We start from the raw sequence: 26,488 nt of genomic DNA, 5'->3' as shown, positions 1-26,488 counted from the left end.
AGACCCCGCGCCTCAAACGCCGGCGAGGCTGTACGTGCCCCCCGCCGGCGAGCAAGAGCCCAGCCGGTCACAGCCCCGCCGGCGTTTGGGGCGCGGACCCGGGCAGAGGCCGCAGCACACCCGCGCCAGGCGCCGCCGCACCGCGCCCAGCCCGCGGCACCCCCCTGCCCCACCCCGGCCCCACCCCGCACCCGACTGGCGACCGCCGCCACATCCAGCCCCGCCGGCGTTTGAGGCGCGGGTCCGGGCAGAGCCCGCGACACCGCCGCGCCAAGGCACCGGCACACCACACCCAGCCCCCGACACCCCCGCCGCCCCACTCCGCACCCGACTGGCGACCGCCGCCGCATCCAGCCCCGCCGGCGTTTGAGGCGCGGGCCCGGGCAGAGCCCGCGACACCGCCGCACCAAGGCACCGGCACACCACACCCAGCCCCCGACACCCCCACCGCCCCACCCCGCACCCGACTGGCGACCGCCGCCGCATCCAGCCCCGCCGGCGTTAGAGGCGCGGGTCCGGGCAGAGCCCGCGACACCGCCGCGCCAGGCACCGCCGACCCGCCGCGCCCCGGCCACATCCAGCCCCGCCGGCGCTCGAGGCGCGGGCCCGGGCGGAGTCCGGTGGCGTCGGGCGCGCAGGGTTCGCGGACCCCCGACGCGGGGGTCAGGGGTGCGCCGCCGTCGGGGTGGCCGCGGAGCGGGTCACGGCTTCCGCATGGGCCGCACGGGCCTGCTCAAGAACGTGTGCGGCGCGGGCCGCGGCCCGCCCGGCGGGGTGCCAGCCCAGCAGGTGCCGCCACAGCAGCGGGGCCCCGGCCAGCGGCCGGGTGACCACCCCCGGGGTCGCCGGGAACGTCGCCCGGCACAGCCCCACCGCCCGCCCCACCTGCACCAGATGCACGCAGGACGCGGTGTCCGCCTCGTACACGCAGGCCGGCGTGAACCCGGCGCGCACGCACGCCGCGGCGAAGCAGTCCCCGAAGCACCCGTCCCCCGGCACGTCGGTCCACGCCTCCGCCGCGAGCTCGGTCAGCTCGATCTCGGCCCGCCGCCCCAGCGGATGGTCCTCGGCGAGCATCACGTACACGGGGTCCCGCGCGACCTCCCTCCACGCGAGCCGCCCCGGCTCCGGCGGCGGGCTCTCCCCGCACACGCCGATGAGCGCGAAGTCGATCCGCCCGTCGGCGACGGACCCGGCGATGTCCCGCTCCGACCACGACGTGTACGTGGTCACGGGCGCTCCGGGATCCTGCCGGGCGAGCCGGTCGACGAGCCCGCCGAGCAGCGGCCCGTGCGTCCCGCCGATGCGGTGGCCGGCGGTGCCCTGGCGGGCGAACCGGGCCGCCTCCTCCTGGAGCTCGCACACCGCGGGCAGCAGCACCCGCGCCCGGTCGAGGACGAGTTCGCCGAGTGCGGTGGCCCGTACGCCGTCCCGGCCGCGGTCGAACAGCGCCCCGCCGAGCGCCCGCTCGATCCGTTTGAGCTGGGTGCTGAGGGCGGGTTGGGCGAGCCCGAGCCGGGTGGCGGCGCGGGTCAGGCTCCCGGCGTCCGCGACCGCCCGGATGATCTTGAGATGCCTCAACTCCAGATCCATGACACGAGCTTGGTCCAGACCACCATGCCTGCGCTACGGGCGTGACCGGCCGTATCCGGATCCGCCGCAGGATCGTTGGGGCTTCCGGGGTCCGCTACACGGAGGCAGCAGCATGCAGACGATCACCGTCGACTGGGACCACCCCGCCGACCCCCGCCCCGGCCCCGCCCGCGACCACGTCCGCGACTACGCGGCCACCGGCGGCCAGGACGGCCACCTCTGGCACGGCGTGCCCACCCTCCTGCTCACCACCGTCGGCCGCCGCACCGGCCGCACCACCCGCACGCCCCTCATCTACACCGAGGACGAGGCCCGCCTGGTCGTCGCCGCGGCCGCCTGGGGCGCGCCCGCGCACCCGGACTGGTACCGGAACCTGGCCGCGCACCCCGAGGTCCGCGTCCAGGTCGGCCCGGACGTCCTCCCGGCCCTGGCCCGCACGGCCGGCGAGGACGAGCGCGAGGTCTACTGGCCGGCCCTGGCCGGCCTCTGGCCCGCCCTGGACGACTACCAGTCCCACGCCCACCCGGCCCGCACCATCCCCGTCGTCATCCTGGACCGCACCCGCGCCCCGCACCCGGCGTAGCCCTCCCGGGCCCGCACCCCCGCCCGTTCGACCCGGTGCCCGCGACGGCGGGGCGCCGGACTCTAGTCCAGCTCCTTGGCGAAGTGGAACGCGACGATGTCGAACCGCTCGCGGAGGTAGAAGCGGTGCGCGCCGGTGCGGTGCGTGCCCGAGTCGAGGTCGAGGAGCCGGCAGCCGGCCGTGCGGGCCCGGTCCTCCAGGTGGGCGAGCAGGGCCCGGCCCACGCCGCGGGAGCGGGCGTGGGCCGCGGTGACGAGGTCGTCGACGTACAGGCGGCGGATGTCGACGGTGGTGGCGAGGATGCGCCAGCCGGCCGCGCCCACGCACACGCCGTCGTCGTCGTACGCCGCGCTGAACCGCAGGCCCTGCGGGTGGCCTTCGGCGTGGATCCCGGCGAGGAGGTCGGCGGTCAGGTGCGGGCGCAGCTCCCGCAGTACGGGAAGCAGGTCGGCGGCGAGCCGCGGGTCTCCCGGCTCCAGGTCGATGATCTTCATCGGCCCACGGTACCCGGGTCGTCGGCCGGGGCGTCCGCGCAGTTGCGGCCGCCGCCCGCCGGGCCGCCTCCCGCCGGGGGGCCGCCCTCCTCGGCGCCGAGGAAGCCTCCCGACTGGTGCCGCCACAGCCGGGCGTAGGCGCCGCCGGAGGCGAGCAGGTCCTCGTGGCGGCCCTGTTCGACGATCCGCCCGCGGTCGAGGACGACGAGCCGGTCCATCGCGGCGACGGTGCTCAGCCGGTGCGCGACGACGAGGGCGGTGCGCCCGGCCATGAGCTGCCACAGCGCCTCCTGGACGAGGATCTCGCTCTCGGAGTCGAGGGCGCTGGTGGCTTCGTCGAGCAGCAGGATCGGCGCGTCCCGCAGGATGGCGCGGGCGAGGGCGACCCGCTGCCGCTGCCCGCCGGAGAGTTTGACGCCGCGCTCGCCGACGAGCGTGTCGAAGCCGTCGGGCAGCACGTCGGCGAACTCTGAGACGTGCGCCGCGTCGGCCGCGCGCCGGACCTCCGCGTCGGTGGCGCCCGGGCGGGCGAACGCGATGTTCTCGCGGAGGGTGCGGTGGAACATCGCCGGGTCCTGCGGCACGTACGCGATCAGGCTGCGCAGGTCGGCCTGGCGCAGCCGGCTGATGTCGCGGCCGCCGACGAGGATGCGGCCGCCGTCGACGTCCGTCATCCGCAGCAGCAGCCGGGTCAGGGTGCTCTTGCCCCCGCCGGACCGGCCGACGAGGCCGAACTTGGCGCCGCCGGGCACGGCCAGGTCGAGTTCCTCGAAGAGCGGCCGGGCGCCCTTGTGGGCGAAGGTGACGCCTTCGAAGCGGACGTCCGCGGCGCGCGGCGGCGGCGCCGGCTCGGGCTCCGGCGGGTCGAGGACGGTCGGCGGCTCGCGCAGCAGCTCCGTGAACTGGGCGGCCTCCGTCATGGACCGCTCCAGGCGGCGGTACACCTGGTTGAACTCGAACATGATGCGGGTGGCGTTGGTGTAGTAGGTGAAGGCGACGACGACGGCCTCCACGCCGTGCCCGGTCCCGCCCCCGCCGCCCGCGGCGGCGCCTCCGCCGACGACGGCGACCGCGATCAGCAGGCCGAGGGAGTTGGTCAGGACGGACATCGGCGCGACGACCGTGTCGATGCGGAGGTTGCCGTAGTCCCAGGCCCGCAGGGTGAGCCGGCGCGACTCCGCGACCCGCGACCGGTGCTCCTCGGCCTCGCGCCGCTCGGCGGCGAACGCGCGGACGGTGTCCATGTTCGCCAGGCTGTCGGAGACGTGCCCGGAGACCCGGGCGATGGCCGCCTCGCGCCGGCCGACGAGCGCCTGCCGGCGGCGTACGAGCGGCGCCACGCACAGGGCCGTGACGGCGATCATCGTCAGCAGTCCGGCCACGAGCAGCGGCTCGTACTGCCACAGGACGACCGAGCCGAACAGCAGCGGCACGAACCGGCCGACGACGGCGAAGGCGAGGGTGTCGACGAACTCCTCGAAGCGGGAGGCGAAGCCGAGGACCCGCTTGGTCAGCGATCCGGCGAAGTTGTCGTGGAAGAAGGCGGCGTCCTTCGCGAACAGCTCGTCGATGCCGATCACGTAGAGCCGCTCGATGCCGAGGGCGTCGAGCCGGTTCAGGCAGTGCACGCCGACCCGCCACAGGGCCTCCGCGAGGAGCAGGACGCCGGCGAAGGCGAGCACGTAGGGCACGGTGGCCGCGAGGCCGGCGCCGCCGTCGGCGATACGGCCGACGAGTTTGGCGACGACCAGCGGCGCAATGTAGTTGACGCCGATGTTGCCGAGCGCCGGCGACAGCATCGCGGGGAGCGCGAACCGCCGGAGCCGGACCAGCTCCCTGCCGTAGTAACGGAGCGCGAGGGCCACCGGGCCGCGGCCCGGTGGCGCCCCGCGCGGTGCGGAACGTGTTGCGGACGGTCCCATCGCCACCCCGGGTGTCGTACGGCAGCCCGCCGGCCGCCGGCGGGCAGACCCGCAGTCTCCCTTGGTCACACGTTCCGCGTCCAAGTGTTTACGGAACGCGACGCCCGGTCCGCCCGCGTGTGCGCCGGGGCGCGGCGGGGTCAGGCGGCGGGGGCCGCCTGCCGCGGCTCGCGCCACATGGCCCACAGGGTGGGCCCGCCGCCGGGGAGGGCGAACTCCTCGCGGACGGTGAAGCCGAAGTGCTCGTAGAAGGGGAGGTTCTCCGCCTTGGAGGACTCCAGGTACGCGGGCATGCCGGCCGCGTCCGCCTTGGCGAGCCCGGAGCGCAGCAGGGCAGCGCCGTGGCCCTGGCCGCGCGCGGCCGGGTCGGCGCCGACGGCGGCAAGGTACCAGTGGGGCTCCTGCGGGGTGTGCGCGGCGGCGGCTCCGATGGCCTCGCCGAATATCCCGGCGCGGTCGCCGAGGACCTCCAGGAGGGCCTTCTGCGCCTCGGCGTCGGGGATGCCGAGCTCGCCGGCCTCGGGGGCCACCCAGAAGGCGGCTCCGGAGGCGGTGCGCTCGCAGACGCCGTGCCGTACGTAGTGCCGGGTGAAGAGGGTGGTGAAGTACTCCGTGAGCCGCTCCTCGCGGGAGGCCTCCTCGGGGAAGAACCAGCACATCATCGGGTCGTCACCGAAGGCGCGGGCCAGGGTGCGGCCGATCTCCGGGGCGTCTGCGGCGGTGGCCGCCTGCGGGATGTTCGCTATCGACATACGGGTCATTCTGCACATCGCCTCCCGGCCGCCGCAGGCCGGGTCGAACTCACCCTTCCGGGACAACGCCCGCGCTCACCAGGGAAGTTCCCGGATCGTATGCGCCTAGTGCTGTGGGTCGGTATCCGCCGTCGCGCCGGTCCAGGCGATCTCGAAGTACCTGACGCGTTCGTCTTCTCCGGTCGGCCGCATGCCGGCTGCCGTCATGACGTGCTGGGACGCGACGTTGTCGTGGTCGGCGTCGCCTTTGACGCAGGTGACGCCGTGTGCCCGCGCGAACAGCAGCAGTCCGCGGAGGGCTTCGGAGGCGTATCCCCTGCCTCGCGCTGATGGGATGAGGCCGTAGCCGATGGTGACGCTGCCGTTCTCGTCCACAGGTCCGTGGAAACCCAGGCCGCCGATCGCCTGACCGTCTTCGCGGCGACGGATCTCGTAGTTGCCGAACGGCTGGGGATCACCGGTGTCCGCGCAGGTGCCCAGGAAGCGCCTGGCAGCGGACACGTCACCCTCGGTGGGGTATCCGGGCGCCCATCGGGCACCGCCGTCCGACTCGCCCGCCACCACTCGCTCAGCCTCGCCGACCGTCATCGGATGAAGCACGAGCCGCGCTGTCACGAGATCGACCATAGCCGGGAGGAGTATCACGCGGGACGACCGGACCGCACGTGAATTGTCCGAACACCTTGCGGTGCACGGCACCGGACGAGGCGGGCTCAACCAGCGAGATCCGGAAGAGGCGGCCTATACGACCACGGCGGCTGCCGCGTGGCCGGCGCGTCCGCGCAGGCGTGCCGCGTCGATGCTCGGCGGCACGCCGAACTGGCGCTTGTACTCCCGGCTGAACTGCGAGGGGCTGTCGTACCCCACGCGGTGGCCGACGCCGGTCACGTCGTGCGGCCGACTGGCCATCAGCAGCCGCGCCGCCTGCAACCGGATCTGCTTCTGGAACCGGATGGGGCTCATCCCCGTCACCGAGTGGAAGTTCCGGTGGAACGCGGAGACGCTCATCCCGGAGGCGCGTGCCAGGTCCTCGACCCGGAACGCCTGGGCGTGGTTGTCCCGGATCCAGTGGACCGCCCGGGTGATGTGGCGCAGGCTGCTGTCGGCGAGGCCCAGTTGGCGGACGGTCTCGCCCTGCTCCCCCGTCATCAGCAGCCACAGGATCTCCCGCTTGACCAGGGGGACCAGCACCCGGCGGTCACGCGGCCGGTCCAGCAGGCGCAGCAGGCGGACGACCGCGTCGATCAGCTCGGCCGGCGCCTGGCTGACCGTGATCCCCGGCCGCGGCGCCCCGGCCGGCCGGGGCAGGCCGCCCGGTCCGGCCTGCAGCATCAACTCGGCGATGACGGAGGGCTCCAGCGTCATTCCGAAGCCGAGTTCCGGACCGCCCGGCGCGACGCGTCCGGTCACCGGCAGGTCGGCCGAGGTGACCAGGTACTGGCCGACCCCGTACTCGTACACGCGCTCGCCGAGCGCGAGACGCTTGCCGCCCTGCGCGATGACGGCCAGCATCACGCCCGACATCGTGTACTCCGGCTCCGCGCCCGGTTCGGCCCGGCAGATCCGGACGCCGTCGATGGCCGTGGCCAGGTCGGGCCGCGCGTGCCGCTCCAGCAGGTCGCGAAGCTCGTCGAGGGACATGCCCCCATCCCACCACGGGCCGGCCCGCCCCTTCCCGCCGGTGAGAGGATCGTGCAAGGGCACGCGAAGATCGTGCGGTTCCCCGGCCGGGCCGCGGGCGGCTCCTACGCTGCGGTGTCCTCGTACACGGCGATGAGCCGGCCGCGGGCGAGGGTGTGGAAGCGCAGGTGGAAGCCGACGAGCGCCGGTGAGGCGTCCGCGTCCGGCCCCAGCCGCTCCTTGTCCACGGCGTGGACGGTGAACACGTAGCGGTGCGGCCCGTCCCCCGGCGGCGGCGCGGCCCCGCCGAAGTCCCGGGTGCCGTAGTCGTTCCTGGCCTGTCGGGCGCCCGCCGGCAGCCCGCGGAAGTCCCCGGTTCCGGCCCCGGCCGGCAGCTCGGTGACGTGCGCGGGGATGTCGAAGACCGTCCAGTGCCAGAACCCGCTGCCGGTGGGTGCGTCGGGGTCGTAGCAGGTGACCGCGTAGCTGCGGGTTCCCGCGGGTCCGGCCGACCAGCTCAGGTGGGGCGAGGAGTTGCCCTTCGCGTACACGTGCGCGTCCGGCAGGACCCCGCCGTCCGTCAGGTCCGCGCCGGCGACGGACAGTTCGGGAACGGGCGGGTGGAAATCGTGCGGCAGCGGACGTCGGGTCGTCGGGGCGCTCATTCTCTGACTGCCTTTCCATGGCGTGAAGCCGCCCGAGCGGGCGTGGTCGCCATCCGACCACGCACCGGGGCGGCGGAGGCGGTCCGGCGGGAGGATCAGGCAAGGGGCCGCGATCTTTGTGAACGCTCGACCGGAAGCAGGACGGCGCCGCGCCGCACCCCGGCCGCGGTGCTAGAGGTACTCGCGGGCGAACTCCACCGCCCATTCGACTGCGGCGACCGGGACGCTGCCCGACTGGGGGTCGATGGTGAGGCGGGCGCCCTCCCAGCCCTGGTCGTGCTCGCGGTGGATGGCGAAGTGGCCCTCGCTGCCGACGCGGCCGCCGCTGCGGCCGTCGCGGTGGGGGCGTACCAGGAACTCGATCGCCCGGTCGTCCCCGTCCGTGCCCACGGTGGTGATCGCCATGTCGCCGACTGTGAAGTCCACTGCTCCGCCTCTCCGTCCCCGGTGCTCCCGGAAGGACACCCTCCGCCAGGGCGCGGGCCTGCTGCATGAGTGCGCGTACTCATGATCCGTACTCAGGCGCCGTACGCATGCGCCCCCGCCGCACCCGCGTGCCCCCGCCGGCGCCGTACATCCGGCGGCGCCCCGCCCGCGGCGGCGGGGTGACGAGCGCAACACCACCCCTGGCGGACAGTTGCGGAGACACCGATTCCGCAGGTGGAGCGCGGTCGCGGCCCGCGTTTCCAAGGCCCAGCGGACCCGCACCCTTCCCATCACGCGAACCAGGACATATACCCCTGCGATCCGGCATCAGAATCCCCAGCGGGCCCGGCCCGGGGCCCGTAAGCTCCCGTCATGCAGGTGATCCAGTCAACGAAACTCGCCAATGTCTGCTACGAGATCCGCGGCCCCGTCCTCGAAGAGGCCATGCGGCTCGAAGCGGCAGGTCATCGCATCCTCAAGCTGAACACCGGCAACCCCGCGGCCTTCGGCTTCGAGTGCCCGCCGGAGATCCTGGAGGACATGCTCCGCAACCTGGGCGACGCCCACGGCTACGGGGACGCGAAGGGGCTGCTGTCCGCGCGCCGCGCGGTCATGCAGCACTACCAGACCAAGGGCATCGAGCTGGACGTCGAGGACATCTACCTCGGCAACGGCGTCTCCGAGCTGATCCAGATGGCGATGCAGGCGCTGCTCGACGACGGCGACGAGGTCCTCGTCCCGGCGCCGGACTACCCGCTGTGGACGGCTTCGGTGTCGCTGGCCGGCGGCACGGCCGTGCACTACCGCTGCGACGAGCAGGCCGACTGGATGCCGGACCTGGCCGACATCGAGCGGAAGGTCACCGACCGCACCCGCGCGATCGTGATCATCAACCCGAACAACCCCACCGGCGCCGTCTACGACGACGAGATGCTGCGGGGCCTCACCGACATCGCGCGCCGCCACAACCTCATCGTGTGCTCGGACGAGATCTACGACCGGATCCTCTACGACGGCGCCACGCACACCAACACCGCGGCGATCGCGCCCGACCTGCTGACCCTCACCTTCAACGGCCTGTCGAAGAACTACCGGGTCGCCGGCTACCGGGCCGGCTGGATGGCGGTGTGCGGCCCGAAGCAGCACGCCGCCTCGTACATCGAGGGCCTGACCATCCTGGCGAACATGCGCCTGTGCGCGAACATGCCCTCGCAGCACGCCGTGGCGACCGCCCTGGGCGGCCGGCAGTCGATCCAGGACCTGGTCCTGCCGGGCGGGCGGCTGCTGGAGCAGCGCGACACCGCGTACGACCTGCTGACGCAGATCCCCGGCATCACCTGCGTGAAGCCGAAGGGCGCGCTCTACCTGTTCCCGCGGCTCGACCCGGCCGTCTACAAGATCAAGGACGACCGCCAGATGGTCCTCGACCTGCTGCGGGCCGAGAAGATCATGGTGGTCCACGGAACCGGCTTCAACTGGCCCGAGCCGGACCACTTCCGCATCGTCACGCTGCCCGCCGCCCCCGACCTGGCGGACGCCGTCACCCGGATCGGCACGTTCCTGGACGGCTACGGCCAGCACTGACGGCGGCGGGCGCGCCCGCGGTCGAGGGACGCCCGAGGGGCGGTGGAGGGGTCCGGCACCGCTCCACCGCCCCCCTGTCCAGGATCTGGAAAAACTTTAGAACGAATCCAATGTAGGATGGTCTCCTGACTTTCGGGAGGCCACTCATGTACGAGCCGATCCGGACCAAGCCGGCCGTCCACCGTGTGGGCGGCCGCCGCTCCGACTATCCGCACAGCACCCGCGCCGAGGCGCTCGACCACCAGCTGGCCGGGCACCTGACCGCCCTGCTGGCCGTCACGGACGCGCTCGGGCAGGGCGACGCCGGCGACCGCATCGCCGCCCAGGTCGCCCGGCTGCGCGGCGCCGCCCCCGCCCGCGCGCCGCACGACCCCGCCGCGGACCCCGCCGCGCTGCACCGGCGGGCGCACGACCTCGCCGGCCGGGCGCTGGTCGTGGCCGCGTCCCGCGCCGACACCACCGTCGCGATCCTCGCCGCCGAGTTGATGGACGCGCACGCCGCCGCCCTGGGCCGGTTCTCCGAGAACCTCGCCGGGCGCCTCTGACGGCCCCGGTCCGGGGCCGCGGAGGCTCCGGACCGGGAGCCATGCCGCCGTACGGCCCCGTACGGCCCCGTACGCCTCCCCGCCGCCGGAGTTCACGGCGCGGGCGTGAACTCCGCCCCCGCGACCCCGCACCACGGCACCGCCGCGAACGGCCACACCGGTCCGACCGCCTCGGCCCGTTCGACGGCCCGCGGGGCCACCCCGGGGATCCGCACCAGGGCCTGCGCGGCCCGCCCGCCGGGCCGGGACCCGTCGTCGTCGCGGAACTCCACCGTCACCACGTACGCCCCCGCGCCGCCAGGGCGCCCCGAGGCCTCGACGGCGGCGACCACCCGCCGGCTCGCCGGGTCGACCCGGCACCCGGTGATTCGTACGTCCTGCACCGCGTCGCGCGGCGGCGCGGCGGCCGGCCCGCCGCCGCCCCATACGTACAGGCCCAGCGGTGTGAACACCAGCACCGCCGCCACCGCGGACAGGCCGAGGAGCCGGCCGTGCCGCTTCAACGCCGTCATCGCACCCATCGCGCCCAGCCCATCACGTCCCGCGCGTCCCCCGCGCCCTCCGCGCTCGCGCCCAGGGGACGATCCTGGCGGCCCCGCGGGCCCGCTGCCAGCACCCGCCGATGCGTACGCCGTTTCGAAGTGGGACCGGTCGGCCACCGTGCGCTCACCCGTCTCGCCGTGAAAAGTGCGTGTCGACGGGAGCAGGCTGCCCGCCCGCGGGCCGCGGGACGCCTCGCGCGCGGGCGGAACGCGCAGCGGCGGGCCCCCGTGCACCGGGGGCCCGCCGCCGGCGGGTGCGCGCGGCCCGCCCGGAGGAGCACGGGGGCTCTCCGGGAGGGACCGCGGCTGCGGTGGGAACCGCTTGGTCGGGGGCTCCCACAGCGGTGGGAATCGCTTGGTCGGGGACTCCCACGTTCAAAGGGCCCTGGTTCAGGGCGGGGTACGGCTCAGCCCAGGCGCTCCACGAGCGCGTGGTACTGGTCCCACAGCTCCTTGGGCGTGTGGTCGCCGTACGTGTTGAGGTGCTCGGGCACCAGGGAGGCCTCGTCCCGCCACACGTCCTTGTCGACGGTGAGGAGGAAGTCGAGGTCCTCGTCGGCGATGTCGAGGCCGTCGAGGTCGAGGGCCTCCTTGGTCGGCAGGATGCCGATCGGGGTCTCGACGCCCTCGGCGGTGCCGTCGAGGCGGCCGACGATCCACTTCAGGACGCGGCTGTTCTCGCCGAAGCCGGGCCACACGAACTTGCCCGCGTCGTTCTTGCGGAACCAGTTCACGTAGTAGATCTTCGGGAGCTTCGCGGCGTCCGCGGAGGCGCCGACCTTGATCCAGTGGGCCATGTAGTCGCCCATGTTGTAACCGCAGAACGGCAGCATGGCGAACGGGTCGCGGCGCAGCTCGCCGACCTTGCCCTCGGCGGCGGCGGTCTTCTCGGAGGCGATGTTCGAGCCGATGAAGACGCCGTGGTTCCAGTCGAAGGACTCGGTGACCAGCGGCACGGCGGAGGCGCGGCGGCCGCCGAAGAGGATCGCGGAGATCGGGACGCCCTTGGGGTCCTCCCACTCGGGGGCGATCGTCGGGCACTGCGCGGCCGGGACGGCGAAGCGGGCGTTCGGGTGGGCGGCCGGGGTCCCGGACTCCGGGGTCCAGGGGTTGCCCTTCCAGTCGATCAGCTCGGCCGGGGGCTCCTCGGTCATGCCCTCCCACCAGACGTCGCCGCCGTCCGGGGTGAGCGCGACGTTGGTGAAGACGGTGTTGGCGTACATCGTCTTCATGGCGTTGGCGTTGGTGTGCGCGCCGGTGCCGGGGGCGACGCCGAAGAAGCCGGCCTCCGGGTTGATCGCGTAGAGGCGGCCGTCCTCGCCGAAGCGCATCCAGGCGATGTCGTCGCCGATGGTCTCGACCGTCCAGCCGGGGATGGTCGGCTCCAGCATGGCGAGGTTGGTCTTGCCGCACGCCGACGGGAAGGCCGCGGCGACGTAGCGGGCCTCGCCCTGCGGCGGGGTGAGCTTGAGGATCAGCATGTGCTCGGCGAGCCAGCCCTCGTCGCGGGCCATGACGGAGGCGATGCGCAGGGCGTAGCACTTCTTGCCGAGCAGGGCGTTGCCGCCGTAGCCCGAGCCGTAGGACCAGATCTCGCGGGTCTCCGGGAAGTGCGAGATGTACTTGGTGGTGTTGCACGGCCACGGCACGTCGGCCTGGCCCTCGGCGAGCGGGGCGCCGAGGGTGTGGACGGCCTTGACGAAGAAGCCGTCCTCACCGAGCTCGTCCAGGACGGCACGGCCCATGCGGGTCATGGTGCGCATGGCGACCGCGACGTAGGCGGAGTCGGTGATCTCGACGCCGATCGCGGAGAGCTCGGAGCCGAGGGGGCCCATGCAGAAGGGGACGACGTACATCGTGCGGCCCTTCATGGAGCCGCGGAAGATGCCGTTCTCGCCGGTGAAGATGTCCTTCATCTCCGCCGGGGCCTTCCAGTGGTTGGTCGGGCCGGCGTCCTCCTCCTTCTCGGAGCAGATGAAGGTCCGGTCCTCGACGCGCGCGACGTCGGAGGGGTCGGAGGCGGCGTAGTACGAGTTCGGGCGCTTGGTCTCGTCGAGCTTGCGGAAGGTTCCCTTCGCGACGAGCTCCCCGCACAGGCGCTCGTACTCGGCCTCGGAACCATCGCACCAGACGACGCTGTCCGGCTGGGTGATCGCCGCGATCTCGTCGACCCAGGCGATCAGGTCCTTGTGGTTCGTCGGGACGGATGTGGGAGCCGCGTTGTCGCGCGCCACGATTGCTCCTTGTTGAGGGGTTCGTTTGGTGAATGCCCCGTGGGGGCTGCGACCCGGACGCTTCGCGCTCCGCTCATCCGGTGCCGACCGCACTCATCTGATCATCCGGTGCGTGTGCGCATATGTCCAGGGGGCCTCTCACGTGAGCATCGCCACTCCCGTCAATCTTCCGTAAAGCACACTATGAGAAACCTACGGACCCGTAGGTAGCATGTGGACCATGACTTCTGACGCCGCAGTCGTGCGGGAGGCCGCTGCGGCGGCTGCCGCGCCGGAGGCCAAGCCGCTGATGCGCGGCTGGCTGCACGCAGGGATGTTCCCCGCCGTCGTCGTGGCGGGCCTGGCCCTCATGGCCTTCACGGACTCCGCGCGCGCCAGGGCGGCGTGCGGGGTGTACGTGCTCACCGCCTGCCTGCTGTTCGGGATCAGCGCCGTGTACCACCGCGGCACCTGGGGGCCGCGCGGCGAGGCGGTCCTGCGCCGCCTCGACCACGCCAACATCTTCCTGATCATCGCGGGCACGTATACCCCGCTGACCGTCCTGCTCCTCCCGCCCTCCACCGGACGGACGCTGCTGTGGGCGGTCTGGCTCGCGGCCGCCGCCGGGATCGCCTTCCGGGTCTTCTGGGTCGGCGCCCCGCGCTGGCTCTACACCCCCTGCTACATCGCGATGGGCTGGGCGGCGGTCTTCTTCCTGCCCGACTTCCTGCGCGCTGGCGGCATCGCCGTCCTCGTGCTCGTCGTGGCCGGCGGGCTGCTCTACAGCGCGGGAGGGGTCATCTACGGGATGAAGCGGCCCAACCCCTCACCGCGCTTCTTCGGCTTCCACGAGGTCTTCCACTCGCTGACGCTGGCCGCGTTCGTCGCACACTACGTCGGCATCTCGCTGGCCGCGTACCGGCACTGACGGGCGGGCGGGGCCGGAGGTCAGGAACCCGCCGGCCCGCCCAGCTGTGCGGCGAGTTCGGCCGGGTCCGCCGCGGGCCGCGCACACACGAAGTGCCGGCACACGTACGCCGCCGCCCGGTCACCGACGAGCGTCCGTCCCGCCAGCAGCGGGAACTCGCCGTCGGCCGCGCCCGGTCCGCCGTCCGCGGCCGGCTCGCCGACCGCCACGACCGCCCCGGGGGCCGTCGCCAGCAGCGCCGTCCGGTGCAGCCCGGCGCGCGCCGGATCGTCCGGCCGGCCGACCACGGCCACCTCGCGCGGCCCGTCCAGCAGCGCCTCCGCCACCGCCAGCCCGTGCCCGATGAAGCGCGGGGCGCGCGGGCCGAGCGCCCGCACCACCCCGAGCGCCCGCTCGGCCGCCGTGCGGTGCGCCTCCGAGCCGGTGTGCGCGGCGTACGACAGCAGCGCGCCCGCCGCGGCCGTCCACCCGGAGGGCGCGGCCGTGTCGGTCGGGTCCTGCGGCCGGCGGATCAGCCGCTCCGCGTCGTGCGCGGTGTCGTACAGGGAGCCGTCCTCGGCGGTGAACCGGTCCAGCACCAGGTCCAGCAGGAACCCGGCGAACTCCAGCCAGACGCCCTCCCCGGTCACCGCGGCCAGCGCCAGGAACCCCTCGGCGACGTCCCCGTAGTCCTCCAGCACCCCCGCGTTGGCCCCGACCTGCCCGTCCTTGCTGGTGCGGGCCAGGCGCGGGGCGCGCCCGTCCTCCGCCCGGAAGTGGACCCGTACGAGCAGGTCGGCGGCCTCCGTGGCCCGCTCGACGAGATCCGGCCGGTCGAAGTACGCCCCGCACTCGGCGAGCGCGGCGACCGCCAGGCCGTTCCACGCCGCGACGACCTTGTCGTCCCGGCCCGGCGCCGGCCGGGCCGCACGCGCCTCGAGCAGCCGCCTCCGGATCCCGGCGAGCCGCCCGGCGTCGACGACCGGCCCGCCCTGCGGGAGCTGCAGGACGGAGGCGCCGTGCTCGAACGTGCCCTCCTGCGTCACCCCGAAGCAGGCGGCGGCCAGCGCCCCGTCCTCCGCGCCGAGCACCTCGTCCAGCTCCGCGGGCGTCCACGCGTAGTAGGCGCCCTCCGCGGGCTTCCCGGTCCGCGGGTCCTCGCTGTCGGCGTCGAGCGCGGAGGCGAACCCGCCCTCGGGGGTGCGCAGCTCCCGCACCATGAAATCGGCGGTCTCCAGCGCCACCCGCCGGGCGAGCTCCGACCCGGTGGCCCGCCACAGGTGCGCGTAGACGCGGCACAGCAGGGCGTTGTCGTAGAGCATCTTCTCGAAATGCGGGACCACCCACGCCCGGTCGACGGAGTAGCGGGCGAAGCCCCCGCCGAGCTGGTCGTAGATACCGCCGCGGGCCATGGCCTCGCAGGTGTCGGCGGCCATCTGCAGGGCGCCCTCCGCGCCGGTGCGCGCGTGGTGGCGCAGCAGGAACTCCAGGACCATCGACGGGGGGAACTTCGGCGCCCCGCCGAACCCGCCGCGCACCTCGTCGTACTCCCGGGTCAGCGCCAGCAGCGCCTGCGCCGCCTCCCCGGGGCCGGGGGCGACGGCCCGCCCGTAGTCCAGCTGCCGGCCGGCCAGGTCCTGCGTGATGCGCTGCGCGACGTCGGCGACCTCCTCGCGCCGGCCCGTCCACGCGGTGCTGACGCCCTCCAGGACCTGCGTGAAGGACGGCATGCCGTGGCGCGGCTCGGGCGGGAAGTAGGTGCCGAAGTAGAACGGCTCGGCGTCGGGGGTGAGGAAGACGGTCATGGGCCAGCCGCCCTGGCCGGTGGCGGCCTGCACGGCCTCCATGTAGACGGCGTCGACGTCGGGCCGCTCCTCGCGGTCGACCTTGATGTTCACGAAGTGCTCGTTCATGTAGGCGGCCGCGGCCTCGTCCTCGAACGACTCGTGCGCCATGACGTGGCACCAATGACACGCGGAGTATCCGACCGACAGCAGAACGGGCACATCGCGCCGTTTCGCTTCTTCGAACGCCTCGGGTTCCCACGGCCACCAGTCGACCGGATTGTCGGCGTGCTGAAGCAGATAAGGCGAGGTCGTGCCAGCCAACCGGTTCATACGCCCCAGCCTCTCACAGCGTCCGGCACGACCGGCGAAGCCCTGACGAGCCCGCCCCGCCCCGTTTTTGCGAAGCGCGAACGCCGACATTTCTCGCCAACCGGCTGGCGAGCGTTACCCCGGCCCCGGAGCCCACTCGATCGCGACCACGGCAGCCCCCCTGACGATCAGTCCCAAGGAGGACCAGCATTCCGGAGCCGACTGCGCCGCCGGCAGACGATCCACCCAGCGCGCGGGCGCAGTCCTTCAGCGTGGCACTCCCGCTGTACGGTCGGCGTTTCGGACGGTGCACGAGCCGGTACCGGCCGTCAGCGGGCGTCAGCCTCGGGTCGGGGCAGCTCGTCCAGGTCGAGGGTGTACGTCCGCCCGTCGGCCAGCTCGATGGGCAGTTTGCCGGAGCCGTACTTGTAGGTGTGGGCCGCGATGTAGCCGAAGCCGGCGGGCTGGGTGTGGACGACGACCTCAGCGGCGTACGGGTCCACCACCATGTAGACCGGGATGCCGTAGCGGCCGTACTTCGCAGTGCAGTCGTCGTAATCCTTGCGAGCGGAGGAGACCGGCACCACCTCCGCGATCAGCAGCACGTCCTCGAAGCCGTAGCGCTTGCCCTGTCGCTTCGCGTCCTCCCGCAGGATCGCGAAGTCCGGAGCCGAGTTCTCGTCGGCGGGGAAGTCGATGTACACGTCGGAGGCGGTCTTCGCGTGCCGGCCGAGCGAGAGCGAGTCGATCTGCATCGACTTGATCGTGCTGGAGTGCTCGAAGCTCTGCGGGGTCATGATCACCTTCCCGTCGACACCGAAGAGGACCACGTACCCGGCAGGGAACTCCGTGTGCATGACCGCATCCACGCTCATAACGGCTCCTTCCTGTCGCCTCTCAGGATATGAGGCCCGGGTCTCGTACGGCGTCCACGACGAGGTTTCCGGCCCAGCAAGAGCAGCACGGTGTGCCCGCGTCCTCACTCCGTCGCGCACGGTACGCACCCACGGCCATGCTCTCCGGAAAAATCCCAGGTCAGGGCCGCCTGCTTGGGTTAAGACACTGGCTGGTCTCGTTCGCGAGGTGGTTCATGCACTCCGGCCTTCCACAGCACCCGCCGCGGTTGGCGATCAGGGGCGTGAACGCCGGCATGGGCAGCGGGGGGCGCGTCCGGGCAGGGCGGCTCGTCCGGGTCGGCGGTGTGGGGGCGCCGTGCTTGGCGGTGCGGGGGTCGTGGTGCTTGCGGGCGCAGGAGGCGGGCACCGCGATCGCGGGATGGGCGCGGGCGGGCTTCGGTGGGGGCGGGGTGTGGATATATGCGCGGTGGGGGCGGGCGGGGGGTCAACTGGCTCTGATGTAGCTCAAGTTGTGTCGCGGATCGGGGGGTCCGGTCCCACACTTGGGGCATGTTGCCGGAGCTCTCTTGAGGGGATGCCGATGCGGGACAGCCATCGCGGTGAGGCCGAGCGACTGCTGGAGCGGGCCGTGGACGAAGAGGCACGGCGGGCCGCCGGCGCGGGGGCGCCGCTCGACAGGGCCGTGCTGCTGACCCGCGGGCGGGAGGCGCTGGACTCCCTCGCGGCGAGCGCCGCCGAGGAGTACGAGGCCTACGTACGGGCGCTGGACGCCTCGGACGCGGGGGCGGAGTCGCTCGGCGAGGCCTTCCGGCGGCAGAACACCTCGACGGCGCTGCTGGTGACGGCGGTGGCGGCCGCCGCCGCGGTCGGCGCTGACCTGTCGCTCGGGTTCCCGGCCGGGGCGGCGCTGACCGCCGGGGCCGTCACCGGGGTCGCGGGCGCGGCCGCGGCGGTCGCGAAGGTGACGGCCGGGCACCTGCCGGCCGCGAACCGGCGGGCGGGCGAGCGGGGGCGCCCCGGCGGGCCCGAACAGCTGCGGCTGAAGTGGCTGACGGCCCTGGAGGTACGCGGGATACGGCCGTTCCTGGAGCAGCAGCGCGCGGTGGCGGCCGCGGCCCGGCCGCCCCGGCAGGCCCGGCCTGCCGCGGTGCCGCCGCTGCGCGGCGGCGACCGCAGTGCGCAGGCGCGGCGGCGCAGCGTGCTGGAGCAGTCCTTCGGGCAGTTCCCGGAGCCGGCGGCGGGGTTCACGGGCCGGCGGGCCGAGCTGGCCCGCATCGCGCAGTGGGTGCAGGCGGCGCGGGCCAGTACGGAGACCCGGCCGGTGGTGGTCGTGCTGCACGGCGAGCCGGGCGTCGGCCGGACGGCGCTGGCCCTGCGGGCGGCGGACGCGCTGCGGGACCAGTTCCGCGGCGCCTGCGTGGTGGACCTGCGCGGCGGCTCCCCGGGCGGGCGGACGCCGCTGCCGGTACGGGAGGCGCTGCTGCACCTGCTGAACCGGCTGGGCGCGCCGCGCGAGCAGCTGCTCTTCCGCGAGGGCTCTTCCGCGGAGCAGCAGGTGCGCCGGCTCGGCGAGCTGTACCACCAGCAGCTCCAGGGGCTGCCGGTGACGGTGGTGCTGGACGACGCGGTGGACGCGGAGCAGGTCCGCACGCTCCTGCCGGAGCGGTCCGAGAGCATGGTCCTGGTCACCGCTCGCGAGCCGCTGGAGCTGCCAGGGGCGGCGGCCTGGGTGCACCAGCTGCCGGTGGAGCCGCTGGACGCGGCGGAAGCGGCCGAACTGGTCCGGGCGGCCGCCGCCCGGGCCGGGGCCGGGGCCGCGGACGAGCCGGACGCCGCGGCCGTGGCGGAGCTGGTGGCCCTGGGCGCCGGACTCCCGCTCGCCCTCCGCGCCCTCGCCCCCACCGCCGCCGCGGCGGCCACGGGCGGGGCCGAGGGGGTCGGCGTACCCGCAGGCAGGCCGGAAGGCGCCGGTGGCATGCCCGCCGACGGGCGCGAGGGCGCCTACGCGGCGACCGCAGCCGGGGGCGACGGTGCCCCGGCGGCGCCCGTAGGCAGGGACCAGGTCGTCTCCGCGGCGCCCGTCGGCGCGGGCGGGGGCGGGGGTGTCGGCGGCAGCGCCGGCGGGGTGTTGGAGCGGGCGCTGGAGCGGGCGTACGGGCGGCTGCCGGAGGACCGGCAGCGGCTGCTGCGGCTGCTCACGCTCGCCGGGCGGGCCTCGCTCGGCCCGTCCGCGGCGGCCGCGCTGATCGGCACCGGCCCGGTCGAGGCCGCGCGGCTGCTGCACGAGCTGGCCCGCGCGGGCCTGCTGGACCACGTCCGCGGCGAGCGGTTCCGCCTGCACGACGCGGTGCGCGCGTACGCGGCGGCGCGCCTGGCGGCGGACGGTGACCGGGCGGGCGCCGCGGCGGCGCACGGCCGCCTCATCCGCGACTACGCCCAGCTCGCGGACGCGGTGATCCGGATGGTGGACGGCCAGATGTCGACGCGGTCCGGCCACTTCGGCGGCCACGGCTTCGCCTCGCTGGAGGCGGCGCTGCGCTGGCTGGACGAGGAGTCGAGCTTCATCACGGCGGCCCTGCGGCACGCCGGGGACGTCGACGACCTGCAGGCGGTGCTGGACCTGCTGGGCGCGCTGTGCGACTTCTGCCTGCTGCGCGGCGACCTGTACCGGCTCGGGGAGATCGACGAGCTGACGCGGTCGGTGGAGGCGGCCCGCCGGGGCCGGCCCGGCCAGGGCCGCCTGGTGCGCTCGGTGCAGTGGCGTACGGGCATCGCGGCGCGCCAGCTGGGCGAGCTGGACCGGGCCCGCACGACGCTGTCGTCGGTGGTGGACCAGTACCGGGAGGCGCGGCAGGACGCGGGGGCGGCCATGGCGCTGGTCTCGCTCGGGATCACGCTGCACCACCAGGGCCGGCTCCGCGAGGCCGCGGCCCGTATCCGGGAGGCGCTGGACCTCCAGGAGCCGGCGGAGCTGGCGGGCGACCGGGCGTGGGCGCTGCACGCGCTCGCGGCGGTCGAGCGGGACTCGGCCCGCCTGGCGGAGGCGCTCGGGCTGCTGCGGCGCTCGCTCGCGCTGCATCGGGAGCACGGGAGCGTGCACGGCGAGGCGTGGGCGCAGTTCCAGCTCGGGCAGGTGTACCTGCGGCTCGGGGAGGTCCCGCAGGCGGAGGAGGAGCTGCACCGGGCGCTGGACCTGTACGGGCGCACCCGCGACGACCGCGGCCGGGCCTGGGCGATGACGCAGCTGGGCCGGGCGCGGGTGGTGGACGGCGACCCGGGGACGGCGGTGGAGCGGCTGCGGGAGGCACTGGCCCGGCACCGGGAGGCGGAGGACGCGCGCGGCGAGGCGTGGACGCTGTACTACCTGGGGCAGGCGCTGGAGGAGGCCGGGGAGCCGGACGAGGCGGTGCGGGAGCTGGAGCGGGCCCGGACGATGTTCTCGCGGATGCGGGACGTCTACGGGCTGGCGCACGCCCGGCACCACTCGGGCCGGGTGACGCGCGACCTGCGGGCGGCCCGGACGGGCAGCCTCCGCAACTCCGGCTTCGCCCGGCAGCTGCTGGTGGACGCGCGGGCGGACTTCCGGCGGATCGGGCTGGCCCACGGCGAGGCGTGGACGTGCCTGGAGCTGGCGGTGGTCGACGCGGGCAACGACCGGGTGGGGCAGGCGCTGGACCAGTGCGAGGAGGCGGCCCGCCTGTTCATCTCGTACGGGGACCGGCGCGGGGAGGACTGGGCGCGGTTCATGCGCTGCACCCTGCTGCCGTACGCGGCGCCGGGCGGCGGGACGGAGGAGGCGCGGGCGGAGTCGGGCCGGCTGGCGGAGGCGCCGCACCCGGCGCGGGACGGCCGGCTCGCGGACTGCCTGGAGGCGTACGCGGTGGTTCTGGCGCGGGGCGTGGACCCGGCGGAGGGCTGGCAGGGATGGCGGCTGGCGATGGTCCCGGACCTGCACGCGCAGGAGGTCATGGGCGTCCCGATGCCGCCCGCACCCTGAAGCGGCGCAGGCCGGGCCGGCACCGGGCCGTGCGCCGGACCCGCGACCGGCCCCGCGGCGCCGGGCCCTGCCGAGCAGGCGAGCGGACGCCGGGCACCGCATCCGTACGGTGCCCCCGTACGCCGGCCCCTCGCGCGCGAGCGCGCGCCGATGGCCGCCCCTCCGGCAGGCCGGGGAGGCGGCCGCGCGCCCCGCGGCGGCAGGCGCGCAACGGCGGGACCGGCGGCTACGCCGCCTTGTCGGCCGGCGGGGTTGCGCCGGCCGGGGCCGGCTCGGCGGCCTCCTGGAAGTCGACCTTGCCCATGTGCCGGTTCATCGACTTCATGAGGCCCCACACCGCGAGGGCGAGGGCCGCGAACACGATGAAGCCCAGGACGCCGGGGGTCACCTTGTTCTTGTCGAAGGTGTCGCCCGCGAGCGGGAGGAGCTGCGTCAGTGCTGCGTGGGTAGCGCTCATGACGGGACATTCTCCCGGATGCCCGCGAAGAGGTCGGACTCGGGGAGGGAGGTGTCGACGAGGGACTTCGCGAGCTCGTACTCCTCGGTGGGCCAGACCTCCTTCTGGATCTCCATGGGGACGCGGAACCAGCCGCCGTCCGGGTCGATCTGCGTGGCGTGCGCGATGAGCGCCTTGTCGCGGATCTCGAAGAAGTCGGCGCAGGGCACGTGCGTGGTGAGCGTCCGCTCGGTGCGCTCGAACTCCTTCCAGCGCTCCAGCCACTCGCCGTACGGGGATTCCATGCCGCGGGCGAGCAGCGCCTCGTGCAGGGCGATGGTGCGCGGCTTGTTGAAGCCCTGGTTGTAGTAGAGCTTCTGGGGCTGGAAGGCCGGGCCGAACTCGTCCTCCGGGTACTTCGCGGTGTCGGCCGCGCCGTCGAACGCCACCATCGTGACCTTGTGGGTCATGATGTGGTCGGGGTGCGGGTAGCCGCCGTTCTCGTCGTACGTGGTGATGACCTGCGGCCGGAAGGCGCGGATCTTCTTCACCAGGCGGCCGGCCGCCTCGTCGACGTCCTCCAGGGCGAAGCAGCCCTCGGGCAGCGGGGGCAGCGGGTCGCCCTCCGGGAGGCCGGAGTCGACGTAGCCGAGCCATTCCTGCTCGACGCCGAGGATCTGGCGGGCCTCCTCCATCTCCTTGGCGCGGACCTCGTGGATGTTCTCCTCGATGTACTTGTCACCCTGGAGCTTGGGGTTCAGGATCGAGCCGCGCTCGCCGCCGGTGCAGGTCACGACCAGCACGGGCACCCCCTCGGACACGTACTTGGCCATCGTGGCCGCGCCCTTGCTCGACTCGTCGTCGGGGTGCGCGTGGACGGCCATCAGTCGCAGCTGCTCGGTCAAGACAGGATCCTCTGTGATTCGTCAGGCGGACGGCTTCTATAGTGACCGAACCGGGGGGTGGAAAAATTCCGGGGTTGGACCGGAAAATTCAACGCCCGCCCGGCCTCCCGGAAGGAACGATCATGAGCACCGTGCGCGAAGGACTGCCCGAGGGCCGCTACGGCCGGTCGGCGGACGAGCGCGCGGACCGCAAGCTGAAGATCCTCGGCTCGGTGCTGGGCGTGGGTCTGCTGGCCGTGGTCGGGTGGATCGGCTGGGACTACGTCGCCGGGCAGACGGTCAGCGCAGAGGTGATCAAGTTCCAGGTGGTGTCGGACTCCGAGGTGCGGGTGCACCTGGAGGTCCGCAAGGACGCCTCGGTCACCGGGTTGTGCACCCTGATCTCCCAGGACCGCGACCACGGCGAGGTGGGACGGGCGGACTTCGCCTTCCCGCAGCAGGAGTCGCGGGTCGACGAGCTGGTGTCGCTGAAGACGACCGGGCGGGCCACGGCGGTCGAGCTGGTGGGCTGCCAGGCGTCCGGCTCCGCCTCCGCCGGCTGACCCCCGCCGCGCTGCCGGTCCCGGGCCCCGACCCCGGCCCCGTCGGCCGTCCGCCGCCGGGCTGCGGGCCGGCGCGCCGGGCGCGGGCCGGATCGGACGCCCGTCCGGACACTTTCCTGCTCACGGGCCCGATGACACACTTCATACACACGGTGTCCTCCCCCTTTTCTTCCCGAATTGTTAGGCTCGTGGTTTCGCCCGCCACCGGCGGACAAGCAGTCCCCTGTACCGACGAGGAGCACCCGTGACCCAGACGAGCGACAGCGTCACCTGGCTGACCCAGGCGGCGTACGACCAGCTGAAGGCCGAGCTGGACTACCTCTCTGGTCCCGCCCGCACGGAGATCGCAGCGAAGATCGCAGCCGCCCGCGAGGAGGGCGACCTCCGCGAGAACGGCGGCTACCACGCGGCCAAGGAGGAGCAGGGCAAGCAGGAGCTCCGCGTCCGCCAGCTGACGCAGCTGCTGGAGAACGCGAAGGTCGGCACGGCCCCCGCCAGCGACGGCGAGGTCGCCCCGGGCACTGTCGTCACGATCGCCTTCGACGGCGACGAGGACGACACGATGTCCTTCCTGCTGGCCTCCCGCGAGTACGCCTCCGGGGACATCGAGACCTACTCGCCGCAGTCGCCGCTCGGCGCCGGCGTGCTCGGCAAGAAGATCGGCGAGGAGGCCGACTACGAGCTGCCGAACGGCAAGACGGCCATGGTCAAGATCCTCGGCGTCAAGCCCTTCACCGGCTGAGCGGCCCAGCCCGCCGACCGCACGCGGGAGCCCCCCGCGGACATCCGTCCGCGGGGGGCTCCGCCGTTCCGGCTCCGTCGTTCCGCCGCCGTCGTTCCGCCGCAGTCCGGCAGGGCGGCGGGGCGGCGGTCAGCCGATGACCGCGTACCCGGCGCCGTGCAGCGCCCGCGCGACCGCGGCGCAGTGCTCCGGGCCCTTCGTCTCCAGGTGCAGCTCCACCTCGACCTCCGCCAGCCCCAGCCGCGGGTCGGTGCGGACGTGGCTGACGTCGAGCACGTTGGCGTCGGTGTCCGACAGCACCGCCAGCAGCCCCGCCAGGGCGCCCGGCCGGTCGGCCACCCGCAGCCGCAGCGACAGGTAGCGGCCCGCCGCGGCCATGCCGTGCCGCAGGATCCGCTGAAGCAGCAGCGGGTCGACGTTCCCGCCGGACAGGACGGCCACGACCGGCCCGTCCGCGTACCGCTCCGGCTCGGCGAGCAGCGCCGCCACCGGGGCGCAGCCGGCCGGCTCGACGACCAGCTTGGCGCGCTCCATGCACAGCAGCAGGGCGCTGGAGAGCTGGTCCTCGGTGACGGTGCGGACGTCGTCGACGAGCTCCCCGATGATCTGGAAGGGGATGTCGCCGGGGCGGCCGACCTTGATGCCGTCGGCCATCGTGGTCGGGCTGTCGATCGCGACGGGGTGGCCCGCGCGCAGCGAGGGCGGGTACGCGGCCGCGCCCGCCGCCTGCACGCCGATCACCTTCACGTCGGGGCGCAGCGCCTTGACCGCGATCGCGATGCCCGCGGCGAGTCCGCCGCCGCCGATGCCGACGAGGATCGTGCGGACCTCCGGGCACTGCTCCAGGACCTCCAGGCCCAGGGTGCCCTGGCCGGCGATGACGTCCCGGTGGTCGAAGGGGTGGATGAAGACGGCGCCGGTGCGCTCGGCGTGGTCCTGGGCCGCCGCGAGGGTCTCGTCGACGACCTGGCCGTGCAGGCGTACGTCGGCCCCGTACTCCTGGGTGGCGGCGACCTTCGGCAGGGGCGCCCCGACCGGCATGTACACGGTCGCGTGCACGCCGAGGAGTGCGGAGGCCAGGGCGACGCCCTGCGCGTGGTTGCCGGCGCTGGCCGCGACGACGCCGGCGGCCCGCTGCTCGGGGCGCAGGCCCGCGATGCGGACGTAGGCGCCGCGCAGTTTGAAGGAGCCGGTCCGCTGGAGGTTCTCGCACTTGAGGTGGACGGGGGAACCGGTGAGCGCGGAGAGGTGCCTGCTGCCTTCCATGGGCGTGACCCGGGAGACCCCCGAGAGCATCTTCTGCGCCCCTAGTACGTCGTCGAGGATGACCTGCGGGACCGGCTGGGGCACGCGGTAGTTCATGGGGCCAGTCTGGCAGCCCGCGCGGATCGCGGCGTACGCCCCGGATCGCCCGGGGCGGACCCGGCACAGGGCGTACAAGGGGCGAAATCCGGCCATGCGGGACGGCTGTGCGGGGTTGGTCCGTACCGGGTTCGTACCGGTCGTATCAGTTCTTCCACGGGGCGTACGAGCCGCCGCGGGGCCGCGTACGCTGTCCCCCATCCTTGTCGGCCCCACGTGAAGAGAGCACACGGCCATGCCTTCCAACCCGGCCAATTCCGACCTGCCCGCGGTGGCCGAGACGCCCGCAGACGCCGGTCTCCTGGACGCGCTCCAGCACCAGGTGGCCGTCTTCGCGCGCCGCGCCGAGCAGACCCGCCTGGGCGGGGTCGGGCAGGCCCGCAACTCGATGGACCGCGCCGCGTACCTGCTGCTGAACCGGCTCGACCTGGAAGGCCCGATGGGCGTCAAGGCGCTCGCGTGCGGGATGGGCATCGACTCCTCGACGGTGACCCGGCAGGTCGCCCCGCTCGTGGACACCGGCCTGGTCAAGCGGACCTCGCACCCCGAGGACGGGCGGGCCGTGGTCCTCGCGCTGTCCCCCCGCGGGCTGGCCCGGCTGGAGGAGGTCCGGCACTCGCGCCGCGAGCTGATGGCCCGCGTCACCGACGGCTGGACGGAGGAGGAGCGCGAGTCCTTCACCACGCTGCTGACCCGCTTCAACGGCTCCCTGTCCGAGCTGATGGGCAGCGTCTCCGAGGCCGGCCCCGCCTCCTGAGCGCAGGCCCGCGGCCGTCGGCCGCCCCGGGCTTCCCGGCGGCGTCCGACCCCTTGACCGGGGCGGTGGCGCTGCCCGCACCATGTCTCCTGTGGACCACCGATCGGTTCCCCGGGCCGAGTTCGAGGCCTTCGTCGCGGGCGCGGCGGGGCGGCTCCTGCACGTCGCCGTGCTGCTGACCGCCGAGTCCGCCACGGCGACCGGCGACGCGTCCGATGCCGGGTCCGGTGCCGGCTGCCCGGGTGCCCGGCGGCTCCTCGCGGGCGCGCTGGCCCGCACCTACGCCGACTGGCACCGGGTCCGCGGCGACGACCCGTACGACCACACCCGCCGCGAGCTGTGCGCGGCCTACGCCCGCACCGCCCGCCGGTACCGCGACGGCCCCGGCGTCCTCGCCCGCCTCGCCCCGCAGGAGCGGCTCGCGCTGGTGCTGTGCGTCCACGAGGGCGTCCCCGAGGAGGTCGCGGCCGCGCAGCTGGGGCTGCCCGCCGACCGGGTACGGGCGCTCAGCGCGCGGGCCGTCGCCGCGATGCGCCCGGGCCGGGAGGCCGCGTGAGCTTCCCGGACCGCAAGGAAGAGCAGGTCAGGCGACTGCTGGCGGGGCCGCACCCGCCGGTCCCGGCCGGACTGGCGGCCGCCGCCGCGGCACGCGGGGACCGGCTGGTGCGGCGCCGCCGGGTGCTGCGCCGGATCGGCTGGGTGCTGCTGATCGCCGCCGCGGCCGCGTTCGCCGTCTGGGCGTCGCTGACCCGCCCGTGGGAGCTGCCGCCGAGCGAGGTGTCCCCGCCGCTCCAGGGCTGGTAGGCGCCGGGTGCCCCGGCCGGCAGCCGCCAGGGGCTGGGCGGCCGGGGGGGGGGGGGGGGGGGGGGGGGGGGGGGGGGGGGGGGGGGGGGGGGGGGGGGGGGGGGGGGGGGGGGTGCTGCTAGCTGCGCATCGATTTCCCCGCTC

25 protein-coding genes are annotated in these 26,488 nt (G+C 74.3%); 10 read left to right on the top strand and 15 right to left on the bottom strand.

All coding sequences use genetic code 11. The features are described from left to right. Positions 1-663 precede the first annotated feature (663 nt). Positions 664-1,593 (bottom strand): LysR family transcriptional regulator, encoded by a 930-nt coding sequence (locus ACZ462_RS00980; RefSeq protein WP_467808724.1) that lies wholly within the window; start codon positions 1,591-1,593, stop codon positions 664-666. A gap of 112 nt (positions 1,594-1,705) precedes the next feature. On the opposite strand from ACZ462_RS00980, the gene ACZ462_RS00975 reads away from it, so the two are divergent. Then, positions 1,706-2,176: a nitroreductase/quinone reductase family protein gene (locus ACZ462_RS00975; protein WP_467808723.1), complete on the top strand. Its 471-nt coding sequence runs from the start codon at positions 1,706-1,708 to the stop codon at positions 2,174-2,176. Between the two features lie 62 nt (positions 2,177-2,238). Here ACZ462_RS00975 and ACZ462_RS00970 read toward each other — a convergent pair whose 3' ends face one another. The 7 genes from ACZ462_RS00970 to ACZ462_RS00940 form a co-directional block, all read right to left on the bottom strand. Beyond that, positions 2,239-2,670: a GNAT family N-acetyltransferase gene (locus tag ACZ462_RS00970; RefSeq protein ID WP_467808722.1), complete on the bottom strand. Its 432-nt coding sequence runs from the start codon at positions 2,668-2,670 to the stop codon at positions 2,239-2,241. Beyond that, positions 2,667-4,592 (bottom strand): ABC transporter ATP-binding protein, encoded by a 1,926-nt coding sequence (locus tag ACZ462_RS00965; RefSeq protein WP_467808742.1) that lies wholly within the window; start codon positions 4,590-4,592, stop codon positions 2,667-2,669. Before ACZ462_RS00965 ends, ACZ462_RS00970 begins: the two co-directional genes overlap by 4 nt. Positions 4,593-4,732: 140 nt before the next feature. Next, positions 4,733-5,353, bottom strand: coding sequence for a GNAT family N-acetyltransferase (locus ACZ462_RS00960; protein WP_467808721.1), 621 nt, complete (start codon positions 5,351-5,353; stop codon positions 4,733-4,735). A 96-nt stretch (positions 5,354-5,449) separates the two neighbouring features. Next, positions 5,450-5,971, bottom strand: a complete 522-nt coding sequence (locus tag ACZ462_RS00955) for a GNAT family N-acetyltransferase (RefSeq protein ID WP_467808719.1) — start codon at positions 5,969-5,971, stop codon at positions 5,450-5,452. Between the two features lie 114 nt (positions 5,972-6,085). Beyond that, on the bottom strand, positions 6,086-6,985 hold the full coding sequence (locus ACZ462_RS00950; protein WP_467808718.1) for an AraC family transcriptional regulator: 900 nt from the start codon (positions 6,983-6,985) through the stop codon (positions 6,086-6,088). 104 nt (positions 6,986-7,089) lie between these two features. Continuing rightward, positions 7,090-7,629 (bottom strand): YbhB/YbcL family Raf kinase inhibitor-like protein, encoded by a 540-nt coding sequence (locus tag ACZ462_RS00945; RefSeq protein WP_467808717.1) that lies wholly within the window; start codon positions 7,627-7,629, stop codon positions 7,090-7,092. Positions 7,630-7,800: 171 nt separating this feature from the next. Next, positions 7,801-8,034, bottom strand: a complete 234-nt coding sequence (locus ACZ462_RS00940; protein WP_468142641.1) for a hypothetical protein — start codon at positions 8,032-8,034, stop codon at positions 7,801-7,803. A 393-nt stretch (positions 8,035-8,427) separates the two neighbouring features. On the opposite strand from ACZ462_RS00940, the gene ACZ462_RS00935 reads away from it, so the two are divergent. Both ACZ462_RS00935 and ACZ462_RS00930 read left to right on the top strand, forming a co-directional pair. Continuing rightward, positions 8,428-9,639, top strand: a complete 1,212-nt coding sequence (locus ACZ462_RS00935; RefSeq protein WP_467808715.1) for a pyridoxal phosphate-dependent aminotransferase — start codon at positions 8,428-8,430, stop codon at positions 9,637-9,639. Positions 9,640-9,785: 146 nt separating this feature from the next. Beyond that, positions 9,786-10,184: an SCO4983 family protein gene (locus ACZ462_RS00930; protein WP_467808714.1), complete on the top strand. Its 399-nt coding sequence runs from the start codon at positions 9,786-9,788 to the stop codon at positions 10,182-10,184. Positions 10,185-10,276: 92 nt separating this feature from the next. On the opposite strand, the gene ACZ462_RS00925 is transcribed toward ACZ462_RS00930, so the two are convergent. Both ACZ462_RS00925 and ACZ462_RS00920 read right to left on the bottom strand, forming a co-directional pair. Next, positions 10,277-10,696, bottom strand: coding sequence for a hypothetical protein (locus ACZ462_RS00925; protein WP_467808712.1), 420 nt, complete (start codon positions 10,694-10,696; stop codon positions 10,277-10,279). Between the two features lie 437 nt (positions 10,697-11,133). Further along, positions 11,134-12,960: a phosphoenolpyruvate carboxykinase (GTP) gene (locus ACZ462_RS00920; RefSeq protein ID WP_467808711.1), complete on the bottom strand. Its 1,827-nt coding sequence runs from the start codon at positions 12,958-12,960 to the stop codon at positions 11,134-11,136. A 220-nt stretch (positions 12,961-13,180) separates the two neighbouring features. Between ACZ462_RS00920 and trhA the strand changes: the two genes are divergently transcribed. Beyond that, complete coding sequence (gene trhA, locus ACZ462_RS00915; protein ID WP_467808710.1) at positions 13,181-13,867, top strand: PAQR family membrane homeostasis protein TrhA; 687 nt, start codon at positions 13,181-13,183, stop codon at positions 13,865-13,867. 20 nt (positions 13,868-13,887) lie between these two features. Here trhA and ACZ462_RS00910 read toward each other — a convergent pair whose 3' ends face one another. After that, positions 13,888-15,963 (bottom strand): thioredoxin domain-containing protein, encoded by a 2,076-nt coding sequence (locus ACZ462_RS00910; protein WP_467808708.1) that lies wholly within the window; start codon positions 15,961-15,963, stop codon positions 13,888-13,890. A gap of 308 nt (positions 15,964-16,271) precedes the next feature. Then, the gene (locus ACZ462_RS00905) at positions 16,272-16,817 is read right to left on the bottom strand and encodes a Uma2 family endonuclease (protein ID WP_467808707.1); all 546 of its coding nucleotides are present in this window, start codon (positions 16,815-16,817) and stop codon (positions 16,272-16,274) included. A 562-nt stretch (positions 16,818-17,379) separates the two neighbouring features. Between ACZ462_RS00905 and ACZ462_RS00900 the strand changes: the two genes are divergently transcribed. Further along, positions 17,380-20,796, top strand: a complete 3,417-nt coding sequence (locus ACZ462_RS00900) for a tetratricopeptide repeat protein (protein ID WP_467808705.1) — start codon at positions 17,380-17,382, stop codon at positions 20,794-20,796. A 226-nt stretch (positions 20,797-21,022) separates the two neighbouring features. On the opposite strand, the gene ACZ462_RS00895 is transcribed toward ACZ462_RS00900, so the two are convergent. After that, a complete protein-coding gene (locus ACZ462_RS00895) occupies positions 21,023-21,253 on the bottom strand; it encodes a hypothetical protein (protein ID WP_467808704.1) in 231 nt (76 codons plus the stop codon). Beyond that, entirely contained in the window at positions 21,250-22,137 is an 888-nt protein-coding gene (gene mca, locus ACZ462_RS00890) for a mycothiol conjugate amidase Mca (RefSeq protein WP_467808703.1), read from the bottom strand. The genes ACZ462_RS00895 and mca overlap by 4 nt, the downstream gene beginning before the upstream one ends. Positions 22,138-22,259: 122 nt before the next feature. Here mca and ACZ462_RS00885 point away from each other — a divergent pair, with 122 nt between their 5' ends. After that, positions 22,260-22,679, top strand: a complete 420-nt coding sequence (locus ACZ462_RS00885) for a DUF4307 domain-containing protein (RefSeq protein WP_467808702.1) — start codon at positions 22,260-22,262, stop codon at positions 22,677-22,679. Between the two features lie 244 nt (positions 22,680-22,923). Then, positions 22,924-23,421, top strand: coding sequence for a transcription elongation factor GreA (gene greA, locus ACZ462_RS00880; protein WP_467808701.1), 498 nt, complete (start codon positions 22,924-22,926; stop codon positions 23,419-23,421). A gap of 129 nt (positions 23,422-23,550) precedes the next feature. Here the strand turns inward: greA and ilvA are convergent, their stop codons facing one another. Further along, a complete protein-coding gene (gene ilvA, locus ACZ462_RS00875) occupies positions 23,551-24,783 on the bottom strand; it encodes a threonine ammonia-lyase (RefSeq protein WP_467808700.1) in 1,233 nt (410 codons plus the stop codon). Between the two features lie 235 nt (positions 24,784-25,018). Between ilvA and ACZ462_RS00870 the strand changes: the two genes are divergently transcribed. The 3 genes from ACZ462_RS00870 to ACZ462_RS00860 all read left to right on the top strand — a co-directional run bounded on the left by ACZ462_RS00870 (position 25,019) and on the right by ACZ462_RS00860 (position 26,344). After that, complete coding sequence (locus ACZ462_RS00870; protein WP_189808153.1) at positions 25,019-25,540, top strand: MarR family winged helix-turn-helix transcriptional regulator; 522 nt, start codon at positions 25,019-25,021, stop codon at positions 25,538-25,540. Positions 25,541-25,631: 91 nt separating this feature from the next. Beyond that, positions 25,632-26,096 carry a sigma factor-like helix-turn-helix DNA-binding protein gene (locus ACZ462_RS00865; RefSeq protein ID WP_467808698.1) on the top strand — a complete coding sequence of 155 codons (465 nt, stop codon included), beginning with the start codon at positions 25,632-25,634 and terminating at the stop codon, positions 26,094-26,096. Continuing rightward, positions 26,093-26,344, top strand: a complete 252-nt coding sequence (locus tag ACZ462_RS00860; RefSeq protein ID WP_467808697.1) for a hypothetical protein — start codon at positions 26,093-26,095, stop codon at positions 26,342-26,344. The genes ACZ462_RS00865 and ACZ462_RS00860 overlap by 4 nt, the downstream gene beginning before the upstream one ends. Positions 26,345-26,488: the final 144 nt, after the last annotated feature.

Source organism: Streptomyces sp. NPDC031121 (assembly GCF_055570615.1).
This window is presented reverse-complemented; position numbering and strand designations above follow the sequence as displayed.

What these genes read in the sequence shown, in the direction of transcription:
- ACZ462_RS00970 (WP_467808722.1), bottom strand. Translation starts at nt 2,670, where the DNA reads ATGAAGATCATCGACCTGGAGCCGGGAGACCCGCGGCTCGCCGCCGAC.
- ACZ462_RS00895 (WP_467808704.1), bottom strand. Translation starts at nt 21,253, where the DNA reads ATGAGCGCTACCCACGCAGCACTGACGCAGCTCCTCCCGCTCGCGGGC.
- ACZ462_RS00980 (WP_467808724.1), bottom strand. Translation starts at nt 1,593, where the DNA reads ATGGATCTGGAGTTGAGGCATCTCAAGATCATCCGGGCGGTCGCGGAC.
- ACZ462_RS00910 (WP_467808708.1), bottom strand. Translation starts at nt 15,963, where the DNA reads ATGAACCGGTTGGCTGGCACGACCTCGCCTTATCTGCTTCAGCACGCC.
- ACZ462_RS00930 (WP_467808714.1), top strand. Translation starts at nt 9,786, where the DNA reads ATGTACGAGCCGATCCGGACCAAGCCGGCCGTCCACCGTGTGGGCGGC.
- ACZ462_RS00955 (WP_467808719.1), bottom strand. Translation starts at nt 5,971, where the DNA reads ATGGTCGATCTCGTGACAGCGCGGCTCGTGCTTCATCCGATGACGGTC.
- ACZ462_RS00925 (WP_467808712.1), bottom strand. Translation starts at nt 10,696, where the DNA reads ATGACGGCGTTGAAGCGGCACGGCCGGCTCCTCGGCCTGTCCGCGGTG.
- ACZ462_RS00935 (WP_467808715.1), top strand. Translation starts at nt 8,428, where the DNA reads ATGCAGGTGATCCAGTCAACGAAACTCGCCAATGTCTGCTACGAGATC.
- ACZ462_RS00960 (WP_467808721.1), bottom strand. Translation starts at nt 5,353, where the DNA reads ATGACCCGTATGTCGATAGCGAACATCCCGCAGGCGGCCACCGCCGCA.
- ACZ462_RS00940 (WP_468142641.1), bottom strand. Translation starts at nt 8,034, where the DNA reads ATGGCGATCACCACCGTGGGCACGGACGGGGACGACCGGGCGATCGAG.
- ACZ462_RS00870 (WP_189808153.1), top strand. Translation starts at nt 25,019, where the DNA reads ATGCCTTCCAACCCGGCCAATTCCGACCTGCCCGCGGTGGCCGAGACG.
- ACZ462_RS00945 (WP_467808717.1), bottom strand. Translation starts at nt 7,629, where the DNA reads ATGAGCGCCCCGACGACCCGACGTCCGCTGCCGCACGATTTCCACCCG.
- ilvA (WP_467808700.1), bottom strand. Translation starts at nt 24,783, where the DNA reads ATGAACTACCGCGTGCCCCAGCCGGTCCCGCAGGTCATCCTCGACGAC.
- ACZ462_RS00905 (WP_467808707.1), bottom strand. Translation starts at nt 16,817, where the DNA reads ATGAGCGTGGATGCGGTCATGCACACGGAGTTCCCTGCCGGGTACGTG.
- ACZ462_RS00965 (WP_467808742.1), bottom strand. Translation starts at nt 4,592, where the DNA reads ATGGGACCGTCCGCAACACGTTCCGCACCGCGCGGGGCGCCACCGGGC.
- ACZ462_RS00975 (WP_467808723.1), top strand. Translation starts at nt 1,706, where the DNA reads ATGCAGACGATCACCGTCGACTGGGACCACCCCGCCGACCCCCGCCCC.
- ACZ462_RS00885 (WP_467808702.1), top strand. Translation starts at nt 22,260, where the DNA reads ATGAGCACCGTGCGCGAAGGACTGCCCGAGGGCCGCTACGGCCGGTCG.
- ACZ462_RS00950 (WP_467808718.1), bottom strand. Translation starts at nt 6,985, where the DNA reads ATGTCCCTCGACGAGCTTCGCGACCTGCTGGAGCGGCACGCGCGGCCC.
- ACZ462_RS00900 (WP_467808705.1), top strand. Translation starts at nt 17,380, where the DNA reads ATGCGGGACAGCCATCGCGGTGAGGCCGAGCGACTGCTGGAGCGGGCC.
- trhA (WP_467808710.1), top strand. Translation starts at nt 13,181, where the DNA reads ATGACTTCTGACGCCGCAGTCGTGCGGGAGGCCGCTGCGGCGGCTGCC.